Origin of the sequence: Pseudomonas sp. W5-01 (assembly GCF_046540435.1) — a bacterium.
In the GTDB taxonomy this organism is placed as follows: Bacteria; Pseudomonadota; Gammaproteobacteria; order Pseudomonadales; family Pseudomonadaceae; genus Aquipseudomonas; species Aquipseudomonas graminis_B.
This window is the reverse complement of sequence record NZ_JAXCIP010000004.1, coordinates 319,355-340,377: the sequence shown is the minus strand read 5'-3', so window position 1 is coordinate 340,377 and position 21,023 is coordinate 319,355. Positions and strand designations below refer to the sequence as shown.

General features: G+C 60.7%; 17 protein-coding genes. 7 read left to right on the top strand and 10 right to left on the bottom strand.

Annotated elements, in window-relative coordinates; translation table 11 throughout:
* Positions 1-147: 147 nt before the first annotated feature.
* The 3 genes from SLW75_RS15040 to SLW75_RS15030 all read right to left on the bottom strand — a co-directional run bounded on the left by SLW75_RS15040 (position 148) and on the right by SLW75_RS15030 (position 1,984).
* Positions 148-744 (bottom strand): superoxide dismutase, encoded by a 597-nt coding sequence (locus SLW75_RS15040; RefSeq protein ID WP_065992213.1) that lies wholly within the window; start codon positions 742-744, stop codon positions 148-150.
* A gap of 202 nt (positions 745-946) precedes the next feature.
* On the bottom strand, positions 947-1,549 hold the full coding sequence (locus SLW75_RS15035) for a LysE/ArgO family amino acid transporter (RefSeq protein ID WP_410934836.1): 603 nt from the start codon (positions 1,547-1,549) through the stop codon (positions 947-949).
* A gap of 36 nt (positions 1,550-1,585) precedes the next feature.
* Complete coding sequence (locus SLW75_RS15030) at positions 1,586-1,984, bottom strand: ACT domain-containing protein (protein ID WP_410934835.1); 399 nt, start codon at positions 1,982-1,984, stop codon at positions 1,586-1,588.
* Between the two features lie 106 nt (positions 1,985-2,090).
* Here SLW75_RS15030 and SLW75_RS15025 point away from each other — a divergent pair, with 106 nt between their 5' ends.
* The 3 genes from SLW75_RS15025 (at position 2,091) to SLW75_RS15015 (ending at position 4,999) form a co-directional block, all read left to right on the top strand.
* A complete protein-coding gene (locus tag SLW75_RS15025) occupies positions 2,091-2,990 on the top strand; it encodes a LysR family transcriptional regulator ArgP (RefSeq protein WP_410934834.1) in 900 nt (299 codons plus the stop codon).
* A gap of 88 nt (positions 2,991-3,078) precedes the next feature.
* Positions 3,079-4,077 carry an NAD-dependent epimerase/dehydratase family protein gene (locus SLW75_RS15020; RefSeq protein ID WP_410934833.1) on the top strand — a complete coding sequence of 333 codons (999 nt, stop codon included), beginning with the start codon at positions 3,079-3,081 and terminating at the stop codon, positions 4,075-4,077.
* Between the two features lie 67 nt (positions 4,078-4,144).
* On the top strand, positions 4,145-4,999 hold the full coding sequence (locus SLW75_RS15015) for an ATPase (protein ID WP_410934832.1): 855 nt from the start codon (positions 4,145-4,147) through the stop codon (positions 4,997-4,999).
* Between the two features lie 561 nt (positions 5,000-5,560).
* Here the strand turns inward: SLW75_RS15015 and SLW75_RS15010 are convergent.
* Genes SLW75_RS15010 through SLW75_RS15000 form a run of 3 tightly spaced genes read right to left on the bottom strand, consistent with a single transcriptional unit; the run spans position 5,561 to position 8,174 of the window.
* Positions 5,561-6,610 carry an alkene reductase gene (locus SLW75_RS15010; RefSeq protein WP_410934831.1) on the bottom strand — a complete coding sequence of 350 codons (1,050 nt, stop codon included), beginning with the start codon at positions 6,608-6,610 and terminating at the stop codon, positions 5,561-5,563.
* A 58-nt stretch (positions 6,611-6,668) separates the two neighbouring features.
* Positions 6,669-7,835, bottom strand: a complete 1,167-nt coding sequence (locus tag SLW75_RS15005; RefSeq protein ID WP_065992222.1) for an MFS transporter — start codon at positions 7,833-7,835, stop codon at positions 6,669-6,671.
* Between the two features lie 30 nt (positions 7,836-7,865).
* Positions 7,866-8,174, bottom strand: a complete 309-nt coding sequence (locus tag SLW75_RS15000) for an ArsR/SmtB family transcription factor (protein ID WP_065992224.1) — start codon at positions 8,172-8,174, stop codon at positions 7,866-7,868.
* Positions 8,175-8,452: 278 nt separating this feature from the next.
* Between SLW75_RS15000 and SLW75_RS14995 the strand changes: the two genes are divergently transcribed.
* Positions 8,453-9,049 carry an ACP phosphodiesterase gene (locus tag SLW75_RS14995; protein ID WP_410934830.1) on the top strand — a complete coding sequence of 199 codons (597 nt, stop codon included), beginning with the start codon at positions 8,453-8,455 and terminating at the stop codon, positions 9,047-9,049.
* On the opposite strand, the gene SLW75_RS14990 is transcribed toward SLW75_RS14995, so the two are convergent.
* Positions 9,010-9,798 (bottom strand): lysophospholipid acyltransferase family protein, encoded by a 789-nt coding sequence (locus SLW75_RS14990; protein WP_296316016.1) that lies wholly within the window; start codon positions 9,796-9,798, stop codon positions 9,010-9,012. The two genes, SLW75_RS14995 and SLW75_RS14990, sit on opposite strands and share 40 nt — an antisense overlap.
* Positions 9,798-10,553: an L-ornithine N(alpha)-acyltransferase gene (gene olsB, locus SLW75_RS14985; RefSeq protein ID WP_410928496.1), complete on the bottom strand. Its 756-nt coding sequence runs from the start codon at positions 10,551-10,553 to the stop codon at positions 9,798-9,800. Before olsB ends, SLW75_RS14990 begins: the two co-directional genes overlap by 1 nt.
* A gap of 194 nt (positions 10,554-10,747) precedes the next feature.
* Between olsB and SLW75_RS14980 the strand changes: the two genes are divergently transcribed.
* The 3 genes from SLW75_RS14980 to SLW75_RS14970 all read left to right on the top strand — a co-directional run bounded on the left by SLW75_RS14980 (position 10,748) and on the right by SLW75_RS14970 (position 13,484).
* Positions 10,748-11,842, top strand: coding sequence for a serine hydrolase domain-containing protein (locus SLW75_RS14980; RefSeq protein ID WP_410934829.1), 1,095 nt, complete (start codon positions 10,748-10,750; stop codon positions 11,840-11,842).
* Complete coding sequence (locus SLW75_RS14975; protein ID WP_410934828.1) at positions 11,839-12,177, top strand: amidase; 339 nt, start codon at positions 11,839-11,841, stop codon at positions 12,175-12,177. Before SLW75_RS14980 ends, SLW75_RS14975 begins: the two co-directional genes overlap by 4 nt.
* Before the next feature lie 149 nt (positions 12,178-12,326).
* Positions 12,327-13,484 (top strand): phospholipase D-like domain-containing protein, encoded by a 1,158-nt coding sequence (locus SLW75_RS14970; protein WP_410934827.1) that lies wholly within the window; start codon positions 12,327-12,329, stop codon positions 13,482-13,484.
* A 22-nt stretch (positions 13,485-13,506) separates the two neighbouring features.
* On the opposite strand, the gene SLW75_RS14965 is transcribed toward SLW75_RS14970, so the two are convergent.
* Positions 13,507-16,446, bottom strand: a complete 2,940-nt coding sequence (locus tag SLW75_RS14965; RefSeq protein WP_410934826.1) for an RHS repeat domain-containing protein — start codon at positions 16,444-16,446, stop codon at positions 13,507-13,509.
* Between the two features lie 157 nt (positions 16,447-16,603).
* Positions 16,604-21,013 carry a SpvB/TcaC N-terminal domain-containing protein gene (locus tag SLW75_RS14960; RefSeq protein WP_410934825.1) on the bottom strand — a complete coding sequence of 1,470 codons (4,410 nt, stop codon included), beginning with the start codon at positions 21,011-21,013 and terminating at the stop codon, positions 16,604-16,606.
* Positions 21,014-21,023: the final 10 nt, after the last annotated feature.

Sequence of the window (21,023 nt, the reverse complement as noted above, 5' to 3'; positions counted from 1 at the left end):
GAAGAACTTGAGCCCAGCCGTTTGAATCAGCACGAAATTTGATATTAGTCGGCTATCGCTTCCAGACAATACATAAACGACAAACAGAAGGCGAAAAAAAAACCCGGACGTGCCGGGCTTTTTTTTATTCGAGCATTCAAGCATTCATCAGGCGGTGAAGCTTTTGCCTTCGAACTGCTCGGCAACGAACTTCCAGTTGACCAGGTTCCAGAACGCCTCGACGTACTTTGGACGCAGGTTACGGTAGTCGATGTAGTAAGCGTGTTCCCAGACGTCGCAGGTCAGCAGCGGGGTGTCGCCGCTGGTGATCGGGTTGCCGGCGCCGATGGTGCTGGCCAGTGCCAGGGAACCGTCAGCTTTCTTCACCAGCCAGCCCCAGCCGGAGCCGAACGTGCCGATGGAGGTCTTGCTGAATTCTTCCTTGAACTTGTCGAAGGAACCGAACGCAGCGTTGATTGCATCAGCCAGAGCGCCGGTCGGTTGGCCGCCGGCGTTTGGCGCCAGGCAGTTCCAGTAGAACGTGTGGTTCCAGACTTGAGCGGCGTTGTTGAAGATACCGCCCGAGGACGTCTTGACGATTTCTTCCAGAGTCTTGCCTTCGAACTCGGTGCCTGGCACCAGGTTGTTCAGGTTCACGACGTAGGTGTTGTGGTGCTTGTCGTGGTGGTATTCCAGAGTTTCCTTGGAGATGTGCGGTGCCAGAGCATCATGTGCGTACGGCAGCGGAGGCAATTCAAAAGCCATGGTAATTCTCCTAATCAGGTCAGTTGCGGTTTGCGCAAGGCCGATCACGGGCGGCCAGACAGAACTTACGCTGGCGAGTTTGTACTCTTTGCAGCGCAGGGGCTGGATCATAGCACCGGCCCCGGACCTTAACCACGCAACAACAGTGTGGGATAGAGGTTCCAGAGCATTGCGCTGAAAGCGCAGTGGCAGGCTTGGGTTTTCACGCCGTTCTGATCAATTGCACCGCCACGCTGAACATCATCACCGCGACCATCAGGTCCAGCAGGCGCCAGGTGGCCGGGCGCGCGAGCCACGGCGCCAGCCAGGCGGCGCCGATCGCCAGCGTCGAAAACCACAATACCGAAGCGCTGGCTGCACCGGCCACATAGGCGCCGGGCACCGTTTGCTGCGCGCCGAGCGAGCCGATCAGCAGTACCGTGTCGAGATAAACGTGCGGGTTCAACAAGGTCACCGCCAGGGCGGTCAGCAATACCGCGCGGCGTGACCGCTGGCCGTCGGTGTCGCCGTTGGCGAGGCTCTGCGGTGACAACGCGCGGCGCAAAGCCATGGCGCCGTACCACAGCAGAAACACCACTCCGCCCCAGCGCGCCACCGCCAGAAGCGTCGGGTTGTGGGCCAGCACATTGGCCAGCCCGAACACGCCGGCGGCCACCAACAGGGCGTCGCACACGATGCACAGCAAGGCCACGGACAGGTGGTGTTCGCGACGCAGACTTTGCGCCAGCACGTAAGCGTTCTGGGTGCCGATGGCCATGATCAGCCCGAGGGAAACCAACAGGCCATTGAGGTAGCTTTGCCACATGATGTCGGGCCTCGATCAGTTCAGGGATGGACGGGATCAGGCGCTCGTCGCCAGTGCGCGCAAGGTGCTCATGGCCTCCAGCGCGTCGTCCTTACCCACGAAAAGATGGTCGTGGTAAAAGCCCGCGACCACGTTGCAACTGATGCCCGCCTGCCCCAGGGCGCTGGCGAACGCGGCGGTCAGCCCGACGGCCGCGAGTGAGGAATGGACGGTCAGGGTAATCCAGGCCATGACGTAATCGCTGGCCAGGCCCAGTTGCTGCGCCTGGCTGCGTTCAAGTATGACGGTCAGGCCTTCACGTTCCCGGAAGCTGCCGATCACCTCGACACCTTGCACGTGGCTGCTGTCAGCCACGGTGCAGAACACGTAATCACCTTCGTTCAGTTCGGGGTCCATGCTGCGCAGCAACGCGCTGAGGGAGGTTTCGCCAGTCATTGATATTCGCCGTTTGTTGAGGTGGGCATCAGTCAGTGGTGGCGATTGTCAGGCGAGAGCGAGTATAAGAAAAACCAATAAAGCTCATCACCCATTAGAGAAACTGATGTTCGACTACAAGTTGCTTTCCGCGCTGGCAGCGGTGATCGAGCAAGCCGGCTTCGAGCGTGCTGCGCACGTGCTTGGCCTTTCGCAGTCGGCGGTGTCCCAGCGCATCAAGCTGCTGGAAGCGCGGGTCGGCCAGCCAGTACTGGTCCGGGCGACGCCGCCCACGCCGACAGACATCGGCCGGCGCTTGCTCAACCATGTCCAGCAGGTGCGCTTGCTGGAGCGGGATCTGCAAAGCGTGGTGCCCGCGCTGGACGAAGGCGGCATGCCCGAGCGCCTGCGCATCGCACTGAACGCCGACAGCCTGGCGACCTGGTGGGCCCTCGCGGTCGGGGACTTCTGCGCCGAGCATCGATTGCTCACTGATCTCGTGGTTGAGGATCAGGATGTCGGGCTCAAACGCATGCGCGCCGGTGACGTGGCCGCGTGTCTGTGCGGCAGTGAACGGCCGGTGGCGGGGGCGCGAAGTGTGTTGCTCGGCGCCATGCGCTACCGGGCGCTGGCCAGCCCTGACTTCATCGATCGGCATTTCCCGCAGGGCGTGACGCCGCAAGCGGTCGCCCGATCGCCCGCGCTGGTGTTCGGCCCGGATGATTTCCTGCAGCACCGCTACCTCGCTTCGCTGGGCGTCGATGGCGGTTTCGAGCATCATTTGTGTCCCTCGTCCGAGGGCTTCATGCGCATGGTCGAAGCTGGAATGGGCTGGGGACTGGTGCCGGAATTGCAGGTCCGCGGGCAATTGGCGAGCGGTCAACTGGTCGAGTTGCTGGCCGATCACTGCATTGATGTGCCGTTGTACTGGCATCATTGGCGCAATGGCGGTCGCTTGCTGACGGAGCTGACGGACCATCTGGCGAAAAAAGCGGGGCAATGGCTGGTGCCGTTGCAGCCTGAATGAACGTCAGTAGTCGACGCAGCAGATTGTAGGATCGGTCGCAGAGCAGCCGCGGCGATCACTGGCAAAAGATGATTAAACGGAGCAGGCAATGAAAATTCTGGTCACCGGCGCAGGCGGCTTCATTGGCGGACGCTTCGCGCGTTTCGCGCTGGAGCAAGGCTTGAACGTCCGGGTCAACGGCCGTCGTGCGGAGGGTGTCGAGCATCTGGTGCGGCGCGGGGCCGAGTTCATCCAGGGCGATCTTTCCGATCCGGAACTCGTTCATGCGCTGTGTGACGACGTCGAAGCCGTGGTCCATTGCGCGGGTGCGGTGGGCACATGGGGACGACGCCAGGACTTCCATCAGGGCAACGTTCAAGTCACCGAAAACGTCGTTGAAGCCTGCCTGAAACAGAGAGTCCGGCGGTTGGTGCATCTGTCCTCGCCCTCGATCTATTTCGATGGCCGATCGCACCTCGATATCCGTGAGGAGCAAGTGCCCAAGCGCTTCGGCAATCACTACGCCGCGACCAAATACCTGGCCGAGCAAAAAGTATTTGGTGCTGAAGAGTTCGGTCTGGAAGTGATCGCCCTGCGTCCTCGTTTTGTGACGGGCGCAGGTGACACGAGCATTTTCCCGCGACTGCTGGAGATGCAGCGCAAGAATCGTTTGTCGATCATCGGCAACGGCCTGAACAAGGTCGACTTCACCAGCATTCAAAACCTCAATGAAGCGCTGCTCAGCAGTTTGCTGGCGGCGGGTTCGGCGCTGGGCAAGGCCTACAACATCAGTAATGGCGCGCCGGTGCCGCTCTGGGACGTGGTCAATTACGTCATGCGCCAGATGGATTTGCCACCGGTCAGGCGTTATCGGTCTTACGGCCTGGCGTACACCGCGGCGGCCATGAACGAGGCGGCGTGCCTGATCTGGCCCGGGCAACCTGAACCGACGCTGTCGCGCATCGGGATACAGGTGATGAGCCGGGATTTCACGCTTGATATCAATCGCGCCAGGCATTATCTGGATTACCAGCCCGACGTCAGCGTGTGGACCGCCCTCGACGAGTTCTGCGGCTGGTGGAAAGCCCAGCACGGCGGAGCGTTGTAAAAGGCTTCAACATCCGTGGTTATACTGCGAGCCATTCAGATTCAGCGGTTTTTTCAAAGGTAAATCCATGCGCAAAGATCCCTATGACGACGTCGATGACGTCCCGAGCCTCAGCGCCAAAGACGATGACGATGACTTTCTGCCGCCACCGGGCGCCCGCGAGCGCACGACGGTGTATTCCCGTGATACGCCGGTGGTGAAGGTGAAGGCGCCCGGTACCGGTGCGTTGTGGGCGTTAATCTGTGTGCTGTTTATCGCGTTTTGCGGCCTGGGCTGGTGGAGTTTTCAGCAGGTCTCGTTGATGGAGCAGCAACTGGTGGCGACGCAGGAAAGCTTCGCGCGGATCAGTGAGGAGGCGGCGGGGCGCTTGCAGGATATTTCCGGCAAGGTGGTGGCCACCGAGTCGATGGCGAGCAGCAGCGAGGCGCTGAAGGCGCAGATCAAGCAGTTGCAGGATCAGTTGGCTGATCAGAGCAAGCAGCAGCAGGGTGTGGCAGGTTTGCAGGGCGGGCTGGACAAGCGGCTGGAGCAGATCAGTACGCAGAGTGCGCAGCAGCAGGCGGTCAATCAGCAGTTGCAGGATCAGGTGAAGGCCGTGACCACGGAGCTGGCAGCGTTGAAGGCAGCGATGCCGGATGGCAAGTCGGCGCAGTCTGAGCAGGAGCGTCTGGAGTCGCAGTTGAAGGGCTTGAGCGCGGACGTGGCGAGTCTGAAGAAGGCGAATGGCAGTCAGGCGATCGAGCAGCTTGAGCAGGATATGGTGGTGGTGAAGAGTGAGTTGGAGAATCGTCCGGCGGCTGCTTCGTCGGGTGCCAGCACGGCGGAGTTTGATGCGTTTCGTGGTCAGATGACGCGGACGATCAATACGTTGCAGAGTCAGATTCAGACGTTGTCGCAGCAGATTAATGCGCGGGGGCAGTAGATCAAAGGCGTCGGCCTAACGGCCTCGGGTTTCGCCTTCGGCGAGTTACTTGGAAAAGCACCCCAAGTAACCAAGGGTGCCTGCTCCTGGTTGGGCCCTTCCTTCGTCAGGGTTCCCTCACTCCGGTCCCGCTCCGTGGGCCCGCGCCGAACGGACATCCATGTCCTGACGGCGCTCTCGCCGCATCCCTGCGGCTCGGCCCACTGCGCGAGACCTGCGTTCAGCCTGCACCCAAGTCGCGATTTGTGGTGACTGGGCTTGCTGCGCAGGAAGATCAAAAGCAAATCAAAAGCAGATCAAAAGCTTCCCGGCTGAAGCCGGTCCTACAGTCAAAGCTGGTCTTACAGCCGCCGCCGGTCTTACTGGCTGGAGGCTATGCTTTTAGTGGGACCGGCTTTAGCCGGGAAGGGGCCAGTGAGCGGCTAGAGGGGACAGCGGCTAGAGGGGACTGATTTATTTACAGCGCTTCTCCGTAAATTAATCTGTCCCCGGTCTACCGTTGCCGATCGTTCCCACGCTCTGCGTGGAAACGCAGCCCTCGACGCTCCGCGTCTTCTGTACTTACAGCGTCGGGTAATCCACATAGCCTTCGGCGCCTTTGGCGTAGAAGGTTTCGGGATGAGGTTCGTTGAGCGGGGCATCCTTGGCCAGACGTGCCGGCAGGTCGGGATTGGCGATGAAGGGCACGCCGAAGGCGACGGCGTCGGCCTTGCCGCTCGCCAGCCAGGCGTTGGCGCTTTCTTTGGTGAATTTCTCGTTGGCGATGAACACGCCGCCGAACGCTTCTTTCAGGCGTGGGCCCAGGCTGTCGTCGAGTTCACGTTCGCGGGCGCAGATGAACGCGATGCCGCGTTTGCCCAATTCGCGGGCGACGTAGGTGAAGGTCTCTGCCAGGTTGGCGTCGCCCATGTCGTGCGCGTCAGCGCGGGGTGCCAGGTGCACGCCGACACGGCCAGCGCCCCAGACGTCAACGGCGGCGTCGGTCACTTCCAGCAGCAGGCGTGCGCGGTTTTCCAGCGAGCCGCCGTAGGCATCGGTGCGGGTGTTGGTGCTGGTTTGCAGGAACTGGTCGAGCAGGTAACCATTGGCGCCGTGGATCTCTACGCCGTCAAAGCCGGCGGCCTTGGCGTTCTCGGCACCGACGCGGTAGGCGTCGACGATCTCTTCGATTTCAGCCAGTTCCAGTGCGCGAGGGGTGACGTAATCAGACAGCGGACGCACCAGGCTCACGTGGCCTTTTGGCTGGATGGCGCTCGGCGCAACCGGGGTTTCGCCGTTCAAATAAGTCGGGTGCGAAACGCGACCCACGTGCCACAGTTGCAGCACGATCTTGCCACCGGCGGCATGCACGGCTTTGGTGATGTTGGCCCAGCCGCGCACTTGATCGTTGGACCAGATGCCGGGGGTGTCGGGGTAGCCAACGCCCATGGGCATGACCGAAGTCGCTTCGCTGATGATCAGACCGGCCGAGGCGCGCTGTACGTAATACTCGGCCATCATCGCGTTGGGTACGCGGCCTTCGTCGGCGCGGCAGCGGGTCAGCGGCGCCATGATGATGCGGTTGGCCAGTTCCGGGTCACCCATCTTGATCGGGTCAAAAATCGTGGTCATCGTGAAATCCTTAGTGCAGTCGGTAAAAGGTGGATCCGCAGGTTTCAAATTCGGGGAATCAGTTGGTCACAGGGGCCATTTCGACATCGTTGCGCTGACGGAAATTGATCAACGTAACCAGTAGCGCCAGCACCGCCAGAACGCCAGCAGCCAGCGGCACGGTGGTCAGGCCGAAGCCATGGGCGATGACGCTGCCGCCGACCCAGGCGCCCAGCGCGTTGCCGACGTTGAAGGCGCCGATGTTCAGGGTGGACACCAGATTGGGCGCGGCCTTGCCGAAGGTCACCACGTTGATCTGCAAGGCAGGCACGGCGGCGAACGCAGCGGTGGCCCAGAGGAACAGGGTGATTTCAGCCGGGATCAGCGCCGTGCTGGTCCAGCTCAGCACCGTGGAGATCACTGCCATGGCGATGAACACGCCGATCAGCGTGGCGGCCAGTCGGCGGTCGGCGAGTTTGCCACCGATGATATTGCCCAGCGTCAGGCCGAGGCCGATGAGCATCAGCGTCCAGGTCACGCCCAGCGGCGAGACGCCGGTGACTTCGCCCAACAGTGGCGCAACGTAGGTGAAGAGGGCGAACACAGAGGCGGCGAACAGCGCGGTCATGCTCAGCGACAGCCAGATGCCCACGCCTTTGAGCGCGGCCAGCTCGGCGCGCATGTCGAGTTTCTCCTCATCGCGCTTGCTCGGCAGGAAGCGAATCAGGCCGATGAAGGCGATGACGCCAATCACCGTCACCGCGAAGAAGGTCGAGCGCCAGCCGGCCTGTTGCCCCAGTGCAGTGCCCAACGGGACGCCGAGGACGTTGGCCAGGGTCAGGCCGGTGAACATCAGCGCGACGGCCGAAGCGCGACGATTGGCCGGGACCAGATTTGCCGCTACCACCGACCCGATGCCGAAGAACGCGCCATGGCACAGCGCGGTGACCACGCGGGCGAACATCAGAATGTTGTAGTCCGCCGCCAGCGCGCAGAGCAGATTGCCGATGATGAAGACGCCCATCAACGTGACCAACGCGCCTTTGCGCGGCAACTTGGCGGTGGCCATCGCCATGAACGGCGCGCCGATTGCAACGCCCAGGGCGTAGCCGGTCACCAGCCAGCCGGCACCGGGAATGCTGACGCCCAAATCGCTGGCGACGTCGGGAAGCAAGCCCATGATGACGAATTCGGTCGTCCCGATGGCAAAGGCGCTCAGGGCCAGAATGAGTAGTGAAAGGGGCACGTTGCGTCTCCTGGATGTGGGGCGAGGGGCTCAGAGCCGCTGCGTCAGTTGCTGCAAGAACGCCTGAATGACGTCTTCGTTGCGCTTGAAAAAATGCCATTGGCCGTGTTTCTGGTTGGTAATCAAGCCGGCCCGTTGCAACGTTGCCAGATGGGCCGAAACGGTCGACTGCGACAGACCGGCGCGCTGGTCGATCTGCCCCGCACACACACCGCCATCAATGGTGTGACGCTGATCGGGGAAAGTCGTAACCGGGTCTTTGAGCCAGTCCAGAATCTGCCGGCGAACCGGGTGGGCGAGGGCTTTGATGATTTCGTCGATATCGATGTCGGTAGGCATGTCGTTCTCAGTGCAGGTGCGCTGTATCGCGATGGGGCGAACCTTATATCTATAAATCGCGATATACAAATATGAATAAGTGCTTAGGACGGGCTGGTTCGTTATATCGGGTTATAACGATATGGCGCTGGGCTGATCTGTTGGTAGAGCGTTGACGGGCATTCCCGCTTTACAGGCGCAGGGAATGTGGCGACTGTACGAGCGTCATTGCGCATGAGTCCCCGCACCTTCGGCGGAGTCAGGCGCAGAAAAAAGGCTCGCAGCAATAGGCAACAACCATGAATTACCTCGCACACCTGCACCTCGGCGGGCAGGCCCCGGCGCAATTGCTGGGCAGCCTGTACGGCGACTTCGTCAAAGGGCTGCTGCCGGGGCGCTTCCCGGCAGACATCGAAAGCGCGATTCGTCTGCACCGGCGAATCGATGCATTCACTGATTCGCATCCGCTGATCAAGCAGGCACTGGGACGCTTTCCCGATGGCCGTCGCCGCTATGCCGGCATTGCGCTGGATGTGTTTTTCGACCATTGCCTGGCGCGGGACTGGCACCTGTATTCCCTTGAGCCGCTGGATACCTTCACCGGAAAGGTCTACCACGTGCTGGCCGAAGAGCCTGCGTTACCGGAGCGTCTGGCGCTGATTGCGCCACGCATGGCGGCGCAAGACTGGCTGGGTTCGTACCGTGAGTTTTCGGTGGTGGGCGATGCACTGGCTGGCATCTCGCGTCGCCTGACACGGCCGGAAGGGCTGGCCGGGGTCAACCAAGAGTTGCACGCGCTGTATCGACCACTGAGTGACGATTTCAGCGCGTTTTATCCTGAACTTCAGGCGTTTGCTCAGGCGGCCTTGGCGGCGGAACGCACCATCGCCGGTTGAACCGCCTCACCGAACAGCGCGACCTGTACCGCCTGCTGCGCTTCGAACGCCAGCGCTGCGCGTTCTTTCCCCTGAGAAGCGATTGGCGAGAGCAGCTGGATATGCACTTCACTCACTTCATTTGCGAACAGCCGACGCAGGTGCGAGAGCAGGTCGTCGTCGCCTATGAACGGCGCAATCTGATCCGGCTGGCCGTCCCGCACGTATTGAATGGCAACAGGCTGTACCGGCACGCCGGTTTCAATGGCGCTCGACAACAGGCGGCCGTGGAAGGTACGCAAGCTACGACCGTCGGTGGTGGTGCCCTCGGGGAAGATCACCAGCGAATGCCTGCCGAGCAAGTGCTGGCCCATCTGCTTCTGAATCAGCTTGCTGTCGCCCGAGCCCCGGCGAATGAACAGTGTGCCGGCTTTCAAGGCCAGCCAGCCCGCCACCGGCCAGGTGCGCACTTCGGCCTTGGACAGGAACGACAGCGGCGCCAGCATGCCCAGCAGCGGGATGTCGGTCCACGACACATGATTGCTCACCCACAACATCGGCTCGCTCGGCAGCTTGCCGCTGACTGTCACGCGAAACGGCAGCGCGGCACTCAGGCGCGCCATGAACCAGGCGGTCCAGCGCTGGCGACGGGCCATGGAATTGCCGATGCGCAGGCGTTCCATCAGGGCAAAGGTGCCGGCGATGCTCAAGCCCAGCGCAATCACCCAGAGCACCCGCACCACGCGCGCATGACTGCGCCAGGTGCTCATCACACCGCTGCCTTGAAGTGGCGAGCGTACCGTGGGCACAGCTCGTCGCGCTTGAGGAGGATGAAGACGTCGGCGACCTGGAAATCTTCGTCCCAGCACGGCTCGCCACAGATCTTCGCGCCCAGGCGCATGTAAGCCTTGAGCAGGGGCGGCATCTCGCAGATCACGTTGTTGGGCAGGTCCAGCATCGGCAGGGGATTCTTCGGTTCGGCGCGCAGGTGTTCGTTGCACAGATAACGTTCGCGCAGGCGTTGCATGATCGCGTGGGCCTGAATGCCGCCGTCCTGCATCGGAATGCTGGCGCAGCCCATCAGGTAGCTGTAGCCGCCTTCGTTGAGGATCTCGGCCAGTTCGCTCCACAACACGGCGATGGTGCCGCCATTGCGGTAGGAGGGATCGACACAGGTCCGGCCCAACTCCAGGATCGGGCCCTGTAAATGGCGCAGGCCGTGCAGGCTGAATTCTTCTTCGCTGTAGAATTTGCCCAGGGTGCTGGCGGCCTTGTGGTCAAGCAAACGGGTGGTGGCGACCAGGCGACCGCTGCTCAGATCGCGCACGCCAATGTGCATGCAGTGAACGTCGTAATCATCGATATCCAGGCCCAGCTCGGCGCCCTTGAGCCTGGCGTTGAATTCGCCACTGAACACACTGAAGCGCAACGCCTGTGCTTCCTGCAGGGCCTTCTCACCGACCAGGCGTTCAGCCTGCAGGCGACGTTCGGTTCGGGTGTCTCGAATGCTGGCGATCTGAGTCATGCGGCGTCTCCGTAATCCCGCCTTCGTCCAGGCGGGTCGACTGATTGTTCGAGCATTGCTGTACGAATTCAGGCTAGGGAGGGGCCGTGTCACGACCATTAAGCTTTGGTGATGGTTGCGTGACAGGGGGTTGCGTTCAATGGGCTGTCATCATTGCCTGCTAGGTTGCCTGCATCCGAGCCCGAGTCCCCTCCATGACCCGTCTGCTGTTCACCCTTGCGCTGTTCCTCATCAGCTGTACGGCCGCTGCCGAAACCTGGCCTGCGCCGGATTGGTCCGAGCGACTGCTCAATCGAAATAATGCAGTCACCGCTCTGGACAGCTATGCCTTCCCGGCCCGCGACGAAGCCTCCCGCGAAGGCGTGCGCACAGACGCTCTGCTGATCATTCACGACGGTGAAGTGGTGTATGAACGCTACGGCGGCGTGACCCGTGCAGACACCCCGCACCTGACTTGGTCGATCAGCAAAAGCATTCTGGCGAGCGTGCTGGGCGTCGCCTTTGGTGAAGGCCGTTTCAAGCTTGAAGACGCCGTCGCCAGGTTCTACCCGCCTTTCAGCGCGCATCCCGATATCAAACTTCAGGACCTGCTGCACTGGGCTTCGGGGCTCGACTGGCAGGAAGATTATGAATACGCGCCGCTCAACTCGTCGGTCGTCGCGATGCTCTATACCCGAGGGCGGGGCGACATGGCGCGATACACCGCTGAGCACGGCACCGCCAGTGCGCCGGGCACTTCATACCGCTATTCCAGCGGCGACAGCACCGTCCTCGCCGCTGCGCTGAAAGGCATGGTGGGTGAACGCGCCTACGCTGATTACCCCTGGACCGCCTTGTTCGACCCGCTGGGCATCACCAGCGCCACATGGGAGCGCGACGCCACCGGCACTTTTGTCGGGTCGTCCTACGCGTACATGACGGCCCGTAACCTTGCGCGCATCGGCCTGCTGATGGAACGCGGCGGGCGCTGGCAAGACCGCCAGTTGCTGCCCAAGGCCTGGGTTGATTTCAACCTGACGCCGTTCAAATCCCTTACCCAGACCCCGGCCGATGAAGCCCCCGGCGGTCACTGGTGGCTGAACAAGACCGCCGACGGCAACGTCGGTCCGTGGCCCGACGCACCTCCCGACACCTTCGCCGCACTCGGCCATTGGGGGCAGGCGCTGTACGTGATCCCCAGCGCGAAGCTGGTGATCGTTCGCTACGCCGACGATCGCGACGGCACTTATGACCACAACCAGTTGCTCAAGCTGGCGCTGAAGGCCGTGGCCGGGGAGGGTAATCAATGAACGCTCGCAAGGCATTCATCCGACGCCGCCCGTTCCGCAGCTTCTTCATACTGGTGCTGCTGATCATTACCGGCCTGATCTGGAACTGGCGCGTTCAGCTGCAGGTATTCCCCAGCATCATCAGCGCCTACACCGCCAAGGAATACTGCTCGTGCCACTTCGTCATGGATAACCCTGCAGACTATTGCCGCCGCTACGTGAAGCAGTGGCTGCCGAGCACCCTCGACGAAGACGCGCTGAACAAGCGCATCACTGCGACAGGGCTGGGCCGCGAGAGCGCAGCGCAGTGGGAGGGCCCGCGCCAGGGCTGTCGTTTGTCGCCGCCGGTGCCGTAGAACGTTGAAGTTTGCGTGCGGTCAGACAGCCGGATAGGGTTGCGCATCGCACCCTCTGGAGTCCGCATGTCCATTTGCCTTCCCACCTCGCTTGCCCTCGCGGTCCTCGTCGCTGACGCCTCTGCTTTGAACGCCCGGCCGGCCCGCTCATGAGGGGCGCGATTTTTCCGTGGCGCGAGGAAAACCAGTTCAACCTGCTGATCGACGGCCCGGCGTTCTTCCCGCGCATGATCGCTGCGATTGAAGGCGCGCAGCAGCAAATAGAGCTTGAACTGTATCTGGTGGAAGCCGGGGCCTGCGCCGAAGCGATCGTGCAGGCGCTGGTCGGTGCGGCGAATCGCGGGGTCATCGTGCGTTGTCTGTTCGATGGCTTTGGTGCCGCGGCGTTTACGATCAGCCTGCGCAAGCGCCTGACAGACGCCGGCGTGATTCTGCGTTTCTATAATCCCGTCCATTGGCGGCGTGGCTTTCGAAACCTCTACCGCGACCACCGCAAACTGCTGCTGGTCGACAAAGAGCTGGCGGTGGTGGGCGGGACGGGTGTCACCGACGAGTTCTGGCGCCCGGACCTGAACAGCAGCGAGTGGCATGAGGTGATGGTCGAGATTCGCGGGCCGCTGGTGATCGACTGGCAAGCGTTGTTCGACCGCCAGTTCCACGCCAACCCTCGGCGGCGAGCATGGCGGCCTGCGGAAAACTTCGGTCTGCCGCGTCTGCCCAAGGCACCCGTCAGCGGGAATGAGCTGGGTCGTGTGGCCTATGCCGATTCCCGTCAGCACCGGGATATCGTGCAGTCACTGGTGCGTGCACTGAACACCAGCAAGACGCGCATCTGGCTGGCGACGCCGTATTTCCTGCCGACCTGGAAAGTCCGCCGTGCCTTGCGCCGAGCGGCGTCCCGGGGCGTCGATGTGCGCCTGCTGCTCACCGGTCCGCGCACTGATCACCCTTCGGTTCGCTACGCTGGCCACCGTTATTACCCGCGCTTGCTCAAGGCCGGGGTGCAAATCTTCGAATACCAGCCGTGCTTCCTGCACCTGAAAATGGTGCTGATCGACGACTGGGTCAGCGTTGGCTCATGCAACTTCGATCACTGGAATCTGCGCTTCAATCTGGAAGCCAACCTCGAAGCGATCGACCCCGCGCTGACCCGTGCCGTGACCACCAGCTTCACCAAGGATTTCGCCGTGAGCAGCGAAATTACTCTGGACGGCTGGAAATCCAGACCGCTGTGGCGACGGGTTCAGGAGCGCGTATGGGGATGGCTGGATCGGCTGGTGGTGAACGTGCTTGATCGGCGGGGCTAGAAAAATCCAGCCGCGCTTTCTTTTACCGATGGAATGTCAGGAAGTTTCCTATCGGTCTGGCTGATTTGACGCCGCTTCTGCCGTATTTCAGCGTGTGGACCTGCAGCAGGTGCTTGCCGGAAGGGTCCAGCACGCCAAGCGTTGACGAATCGCCACCGTCGAGATTCCAGGATGAGGCGGCGGGTGGGTCTCCTTCATTTTTAGGGTTCAGGTTGTCCAGTCGAGCCATGACGGTCGCCCATTCAAGCATCGTGAAACCAGGCTCATCGGTTTTTCTACTAAAGGTGCCTCGGCCCTGGTTAAGCGCGATAGCCAGACGAGTTCTGGCTGTGTTGTTTTCTGCGAGGCTGATCGCTGAGCGCGCATTGGGGTCGCTGGCATGACCTAAAGCGCCCACGTGGCCCGTTTCTTCGCCATAGATGTGTTTTGCTTTAAGGCTGTCTCTGCGTGAAAACTCCATGACGCCTCCTGTTGTCAGTTTGGGGGCCACATGAATGAATGAACCGTCTCCTAGCTGCAGTTTTGAATAAGCTGAACTGTAGTCTTCAGGCGGGTCGATAAAAGGCTTTTGAAGGCTGTCGATAATGTTCTCTCCAACTGACGCGTATTCCAGGTTTGAAAGTTGGGGGGATGGCAATGGTAAAGGTCCGGACATGGCTTGCCTGGCTCCCATATTGAAATATCCACCGTTTACGTAGGCCGCTGGCATCGAACCGCTGGCGTCGGCGATTTGAGCACCTGCGGCTCTACTGAGCGGTATTGCCGCATCGCCTCCTGATACTTTTCCCCTAAGACTGCTACTCAGAGACAGGTAGGCGAATTCGCGTGGCGCTGCCGCTTCGCGATCAAGCTCAATGCCGACTTTTGCGAATACAGCGTTATCCCCTTTTATCGATACGCCGATAACGCCTTCAGTAAGTGTTTTAACGCTAATGGGCGATATAAATCTCTTGATTCGACTCTGCAACACGGTTGCGGCCCGATTCGCGTCCATACCCTCCAGCCCATCGGTATCGAACTTGCTCACAGGCGAGTTGCCGACGAAGCAGTAAACATTCAACCCATCGGCACTGCCTTGCGGATCGGGGTTTATCCATCGCTGTAACCACGGTGCGTAATAACGCATGCCGTAGTAATAGAGCCCTGTGGCATCGCGCTCTTTGCCGCTGTAGCGAACGGTTCGGTATTTGGCTTCAATGGCGCTACGCGCGGTCCACCAGGCGGTGCCGCCGAACGGGTAATAACCTTCCCGGGTAATGACGCCACCCTGGCCGTCCAGCTCCAGCGTGCTGGAGCCCAGATGATCACTCAACTCATAACGCACCTGATTGTCATCGATCCCATCGGGCTTATTGGCCTTCCAGTGCAAAATTCGTACGCTGCTGCCTCCTGCCTGAACAGTTGCCACTTCCAGAATCTCTCCATCCGGCTGGTTGCGGATTTCCAGCCCATCGAGGTAGCGGACCTCGGATACCAGCGTTCGGCCACTCGCTTGCGCTTTTGTGATCTTGCGCAAGCGCTGGCCCCCGCCGTCATAAATATAGTGTTCGTCATCGTTTGCTCCGTCCTGCCGGCGCACGGTCGTGACCAACCGTAGCTGGTTGCGCACGTCCCATTCCAGGGTCTGGCCGCGAACCAGTTCCTGCAGATTGCCATTCGTGTCGAATCCGGATGCAAAGTCCGCGTCGGTTTCATCGTGGGGCAGGCTGCGGTTGCTGTCGGGTGCAACGTCCATTTTGCGCGTGAAGGCTTGCCCACCAGCATGATGCATTTCCAGCAGGTTGCCCCCTGCGTCGTAGCGGTAAGTCTGGGAGTACTTGGCCAGGTTATTAGGATCCGGAATCGGCATGATCGCGTCGGGCAAGGCGGGGCCGTGACTGGCACCGGTCGAGACCTCACGCCCACTGGCTTCAATCAGTTGATAAAGAGTGTTGTAACGGTATTGACTGACGGGCTCAATCTTCTGGTTGTCAGCAAAACGGGTCGGCTGGCTGGCGTCGTCAGCGTCAACGACGTTGCCCGCGGGATCGTATTGATAGTTCAAGTCCGACAGCAGCGTGCCATTGGCTTTTTTAGCGGTCACTCGAGCTGTACGTCCACTTGCTGGCTCGTAGGTGATTTCGCGGATGACCCCGTTACCGAAAGTTTGCGCCAAGACCTGGCCGCTGGCGCTGTACGCGATTGCGCTGACCAGGCGCTGAGGAGCCGATGTGCCCGCCAGTTCTATCCCGGATTCCTGAAGCTGGCCGCTGACGCCATAGGATAATGTGCGCCGATTCCCGGCCGGGTCGATCTGTTGGATGGCCTCCGCCAGCGCATCGACAACGGCCGAGCTGAAATACCCTTCGCCTGCTTCGAGCAGCAGATCGCGTTCAATGACGCTTTCTGGCCAGTCCGGTAATTGCAGGCTGAGCAGCAGTCGCCGATTTGTCAGCAGTAAGCCGCCCGCCAACCCGAATTCACACCCCAGCAGTGTGCCTGCCGGATCGTCATGGCGTATCAGTTGACCGCATTGATTGTGGTGCGCCGATTCCGTCGAACTGTCGCCATAGGTGAAGCGTTCGACAATTGCAGGCTCGCCATCCGCCGGTTTTTCAGTGAATGATGCGGGACGAAACATCGGATCGTAATCGACGTGACCACTGCTGCCCCTGGCGTCCCAGCTGTCCAGTAACTGGCCGGCAGCTCCGCTCAGTGTCAGCTTCCAGCCCGCGTCGACGCTCTGCTGAAGAAGTGCTACGCCGGATAGCGAGTGAGTGGTAGTGGTATTGAACGGCAATCCCGTGCCCGCGAAGCGCGGATCCTGATCGGCAACGTGCCGACCCGCTTCATCCCAGATATGTCGCGTGATGCGTGGCTCGGCGACCTCCCCTTCGACTGCTCGGCAATAGGCGATATGTCGCACCAACAAGGCACGCGGGTCGACGACGTGTAACTGTGGGGTTTTACTGTGCAGGTTCATGGAGGCGACCTCCTTTCTAGGGGTGAGTTGCATGCGCCACTTGAGTCCGCATCGAGTCGCTGTGCCCCCTTGAGCCTGGTTCGGGGCGCATCATCCATGTCCGCGGCCGCCGTGCCGGCTGGCGGTCAATCAGGCCTGAGCATTCGACTCAGGCCCGCTAATACAGATCTGAAAATCCGATTTTGCTGATGTTTCGGGCTGCACGGATGGCGAGCATCTCCTCTTCTGTATCGTTCTCGTCCTCGCTGATGCTGTACCAGGTCAGATAAGTCTGGCGTCGCATGAAATCAGCCGCTGTGTAGGTCACGGTCGGGCGCCCAAGCGGGTCGTAATGTTGCTTGTCACAGTAGCCGTAGTCTCGGATGGACTGGTCGTTTACGTAGCGGTGTGTGTTGGCGAAGTAGGGTCTGTAAATCCGGATCGGCAGGCCCTTGTTGTTGTATTCCACCCGTTCGCTGACCCGCCAGCGAGGTGAGGCGGCTACAACAACCGGCCCAACTTTCCCCTCTTCCTTTCCGGTAACGAGGTCAACTGTGGGTTTGCTTTTCGCGACTTCCAGATTTCCAGTGTTGGGATCGACTTTATAAGCGCCACCGTCCTCTACCAGTTGGCGGGTCTGCAGAACGCGACCGAAGCCGTCGTAGGACACCAGTGATATACGAATCTGCCGTTCCGGGTCATCCGGGTATCGGTCAGCTACCAGCGTGGCGGTGTGCACAGGTTGATGCCCTAAAGACCGGTCCATCCAGCTGAAAGCGTCGTAGCAGTTATAAGTGGCGCGCCGGCCCAGGGTTAGAGGCGCCGAAGCGATAGCTTCGCCAGGTGTTACGAGATAAGGCAGGGTTCCGATGGGGTCAAACCCCACCTCGACGCCCAGCTCAGTGCCGTAAAAACTGGTGGCACGCACCTGACCAAAGGCGTCGTAGGCCGCCTCCTGAGTGTTTTGGTTCGGGTCCACGAGGCGGACGGGCTGCAATGTCCGATACTCATAGGTGGCTGTGGTTTTACAACCTGTCGGGTCCGTCATGCTCTTAACGAGCATCCAGTAGGCGTCGTACTCCACAGTGCTCCAGCCATGACTGCTCGTCGGCTTGAACTCTGTGACGTGGTAAAAAACCGACGCTGGGGCGTAAGTATTGAAGCCGCGTCTGACCGACCACAGGTTCAGCCCGTCATCGGGTAGAAAACTCGGCATCTGTTCATATTTGAGCGCAACCAGGCGCTCGATCAGTTTATCGGGCGCCATCACGCGGTCGTAGGCGCTCAGTGCGTGATCATCCAGTTCGGCCAGCTCGACGGCATCGGGAAGCGCCACGAACGTCGCCTCTTTTCCTGTGCAGCCTGCGTAGCGCTGCAAGGAGAGTGCAGTCAGCGTGCGCGGCAACCCGTTGAATTTGCCTGAGGGATCGATGAAGGTTTCGTAACTGATGTCCTCCACCGAGAACGCCGTGGCGGGGGCGAGCATGGCGTTGCTGCGCTGCCGGTAAGGCAGGCCCAGTCGCCAGCTTTGTGCTGCCTCAAGATGAATGGGCTCAACACGCTGCTCCTGAAAATAGAAGGTCTGTTGTGCATCATCATGGGAGGCCTGCCACCACGTCTGTTGGTATTCGTCGTCGAAGGGAGCGTCGTCGCCGAATGTCTTGCGCCGGGCGCAGTTCACTGACGCGGCGTGTATCAGTGTGCCGAACTTGTCCCAAGCCAGGCTCACTGTTCGATCGCACTGCGGATCGTCCGCCTGGCGCTCGTAACGATAACTGATCGACTCAAGCGCCAGCGGCAGCATGCGCGCATACGGCTGGAACGGGCTGAGCGGTGCCAGTTGCCTGACCAGATAGCGCGAGCTTTGCACCGAATACGGCACCGATTGCGCGACGCCGCCGTCCAGGCCGAATACCTCAACGCGCAACACGCTGCCCGCCAGCGCGCGGGCCATCTCCCGGCCGGTGGCGTCATCGATCTTGTCGATGATTTTTTCGACTGATCCTTCGTGCCGTGTCAGCAAGTGAGCACCGAGCACCTGAGCGTCGGGATCGCTTGCGTTGTAGTCGCCAGGTTCACGTTGCGGGTAGCGGCCGGTATGAAACCAGGTCTTGGTCATGACAGGCGCGGTAAAACCATCATCTTTGTCCGGATCGACGGGCGCGTCGGTGTCGGTTTGAATCAACAAGCCGAAACCGCGGAATTCTCGCTCGCTGCCATCGTAGAAGCCTTGGCGGTACTGGAAGCGCTGGGTCAAAAGGTTTTGAGTGATCTCGTCCAACTGGGTCTGCCTGACCACCACATGCACTGAGAACGGCAGCTCGGGTACCGGTGCTTCGTCGCATGCGCGCAGCGCGTCTTTTTCGTCCAGCCATTCCTGCGCGGAACTGCGGTAAAACACTTCGCTGACCGCGCCCATGTTATTGAGGCTGCGCTGCAGCAAATACGGTTTGAGACAAGGCCTCAACGGCGCCTTGCGTTCCGAATAGTCGAAGCGCCAGTGGCGCGGCTTCATGTGCGGCGTCGTCAGTACCAGGCTAGAGCAGCCCAAGCCCCGGAGATCCGTCATGCTGACCTGACAAAACCGGTCGTAGCGCATGCCGTCCGGCCAGTTTTGCACGTGGGCTTCATTCAGCCCATTGCCTCCGCGGTTCATGAAAATGCTGAAATGATCGAGCTCCAGATACAAGAGGTCGGCGGCCCCGGAGCCGTCCATGTCGGCCAGTCTGATTCTTCCCGCATCAAACGTTTCATAGCTGAAGGGCAGGGCGGCGAACAGTTTTCCGCTGCCGAAACGCCCCGCGCCCAGATTGGGCCAGAACCAGACGCCGTCGTGGCGGATACGAATCAGATGCTGTTGGCCGGTGCCCAGAATGTCGGAGAAAGCCACCAGCTCATTAGGGCTGTTGCTCAGCAGCGGGAGACAGTCGTCATCGTGCGGGACATCGATTCCGGGGCCGAAACCGCCAGCCCGTTTGTTGGCGTAGAGGCGCACGCTGCGTGGCCCGATCAATGCCAGATCGCTCAGGCCGCCGCCGATCAGGTCAGCCAATTGCCCTTGCGGGTGAAAAAATTCGGGAGGAAAGGCGCCGAACGTTGCGAACCTGGACCAACTGCGATCAGGGTTCAGGGTGAAAAACCCCGCCATGCCCGGCTGTGCCACCAACCAATCCAGCCGACCGTCGCCGGTGAGATCGACAAGGGATTGGCGGACAGGTTTTGTAGCGTCGGCTGCGGGGATGTTCGGCAGCAACTGCCAGGGGCCGTATTGGATGGCGTCCGGGTCTTCGGATGCTTCGTCCCGCAAAGGCTCACGGTAATACCAGGCCTTGTCCTGTTGATACAGCACGCCGGGAAGTCCGTCCCCATACAAGTCGACAAGCTGGTAGTGCTGACCGTCATTCAAGCCCGGTAGGTCATCGAGCGCATGGAAGCCGCCGATGCTGACGTCGAACTCGCCCCACTCGAATACGACCGGAGGGCGCGGCTGCAGGTAATCCTTGTCCGCATAAAGAGGGTCAGCTGCCACCCCTTGCAAATGAGCTTCCCGCAGCATGTTGTAGCCCAAGCCCAGCGTCTGATATTTCAGCAGCAGGCGGGTGATCAGCCGTGGTTCCTCGCCCAGCCCCTCGTCGGGGAAGTGGTGAAACATCAATACCTGCTGGCACAGACGCAGGTTGCCCAGCTCGAAACCGTACGCAAAGCTTGAGTGCGGATCGGAACGCACCGGCCAGGCGTGCTCGTCGGTATAGGCTGGAATGCCCATCTCATCGGTGTTGCGCTCGCCGTAATCAAACAGCAGGTCGAAATGCCAGTTCAGGCTCTCCAGCTGCTCCGGCTTCCACAGATACAGATCCGGCGATTGCGCTTTATTGCCATAGCGCACACGCCATAGGTAGCACTGGGCAATGTAGTCCCGCGGCGAATCATCAGCCAGACCCACTTCGTCTTCGGCTTTGTACTCGTAAAGAATGTGCTCGCCCAGCGCATTCATGGTTTCCTCCAGCAACCACTCGGCAACGTGATTGCCGTCCGCCGGATCGGTACTGCGCGATCCGGGGTTCTTGCCGTAAAAAGCCAGGCTGCCATCGGCACCATGAATCAGCCAGAAGCCAGGATCGACGGGGTCAATGCGCCAGTGTTCAATGCGATCAAACGCGCCTTCGACCCGGGCGAAATAACGGATGACCTGATACGTCTCGTCCAGCTCCAGTTCGAGATACTTGCTGACTGTCTCGAACACCAGCGAGCCATCGTCGCCACGCTCAGGCAGCCAGACTTCGCCGCTCGGGCCAAGGATTACGTCGTCATCGGTGTAAGTCGGCACGCCTTTGCTGGCGCGCCGGGCCACGCAGCCAAAATTAAGTCCCCAGCCCATGCCAAACAGACCATTGCCCGCGGTGCTCTGGTAACCCAAGGCTAACGCAGGCGCATAACCCCGGCCCGCTGTAATGGGCAATGCGAGACCGAATGACGCCGAACCACTGACGCCCACTGCACCCCAGCCCTTGCCGATGCTTTGAATCGCGCCGCCGCCCTTGGGCAAGGATGGCGCTGAAATGCCGGGTTGTTGTGCCTGGTTTTCCATGACAGTGATC

What these genes read in the sequence shown, in the direction of transcription:
- SLW75_RS14995 (WP_410934830.1), top strand. Translation starts at nt 8,453, where the DNA reads ATGAATTACCTCGCACACCTGCACCTCGGCGGGCAGGCCCCGGCGCAA.
- SLW75_RS15035 (WP_410934836.1), bottom strand. Translation starts at nt 1,549, where the DNA reads ATGTGGCAAAGCTACCTCAATGGCCTGTTGGTTTCCCTCGGGCTGATC.
- SLW75_RS15010 (WP_410934831.1), bottom strand. Translation starts at nt 6,610, where the DNA reads ATGACCACGATTTTTGACCCGATCAAGATGGGTGACCCGGAACTGGCC.
- SLW75_RS14970 (WP_410934827.1), top strand. Translation starts at nt 12,327, where the DNA reads ATGAGGGGCGCGATTTTTCCGTGGCGCGAGGAAAACCAGTTCAACCTG.
- SLW75_RS14965 (WP_410934826.1), bottom strand. Translation starts at nt 16,446, where the DNA reads ATGAACCTGCACAGTAAAACCCCACAGTTACACGTCGTCGACCCGCGT.
- SLW75_RS15015 (WP_410934832.1), top strand. Translation starts at nt 4,145, where the DNA reads ATGCGCAAAGATCCCTATGACGACGTCGATGACGTCCCGAGCCTCAGC.
- SLW75_RS15030 (WP_410934835.1), bottom strand. Translation starts at nt 1,984, where the DNA reads ATGACTGGCGAAACCTCCCTCAGCGCGTTGCTGCGCAGCATGGACCCC.
- olsB (WP_410928496.1), bottom strand. Translation starts at nt 10,553, where the DNA reads ATGACTCAGATCGCCAGCATTCGAGACACCCGAACCGAACGTCGCCTG.
- SLW75_RS15020 (WP_410934833.1), top strand. Translation starts at nt 3,079, where the DNA reads ATGAAAATTCTGGTCACCGGCGCAGGCGGCTTCATTGGCGGACGCTTC.
- SLW75_RS14990 (WP_296316016.1), bottom strand. Translation starts at nt 9,798, where the DNA reads ATGAGCACCTGGCGCAGTCATGCGCGCGTGGTGCGGGTGCTCTGGGTG.
- SLW75_RS14975 (WP_410934828.1), top strand. Translation starts at nt 11,839, where the DNA reads ATGAACGCTCGCAAGGCATTCATCCGACGCCGCCCGTTCCGCAGCTTC.
- SLW75_RS14980 (WP_410934829.1), top strand. Translation starts at nt 10,748, where the DNA reads ATGACCCGTCTGCTGTTCACCCTTGCGCTGTTCCTCATCAGCTGTACG.
- SLW75_RS15040 (WP_065992213.1), bottom strand. Translation starts at nt 744, where the DNA reads ATGGCTTTTGAATTGCCTCCGCTGCCGTACGCACATGATGCTCTGGCA.
- SLW75_RS15000 (WP_065992224.1), bottom strand. Translation starts at nt 8,174, where the DNA reads ATGCCTACCGACATCGATATCGACGAAATCATCAAAGCCCTCGCCCAC.
- SLW75_RS14960 (WP_410934825.1), bottom strand. Translation starts at nt 21,013, where the DNA reads ATGGAAAACCAGGCACAACAACCCGGCATTTCAGCGCCATCCTTGCCC.
- SLW75_RS15025 (WP_410934834.1), top strand. Translation starts at nt 2,091, where the DNA reads ATGTTCGACTACAAGTTGCTTTCCGCGCTGGCAGCGGTGATCGAGCAA.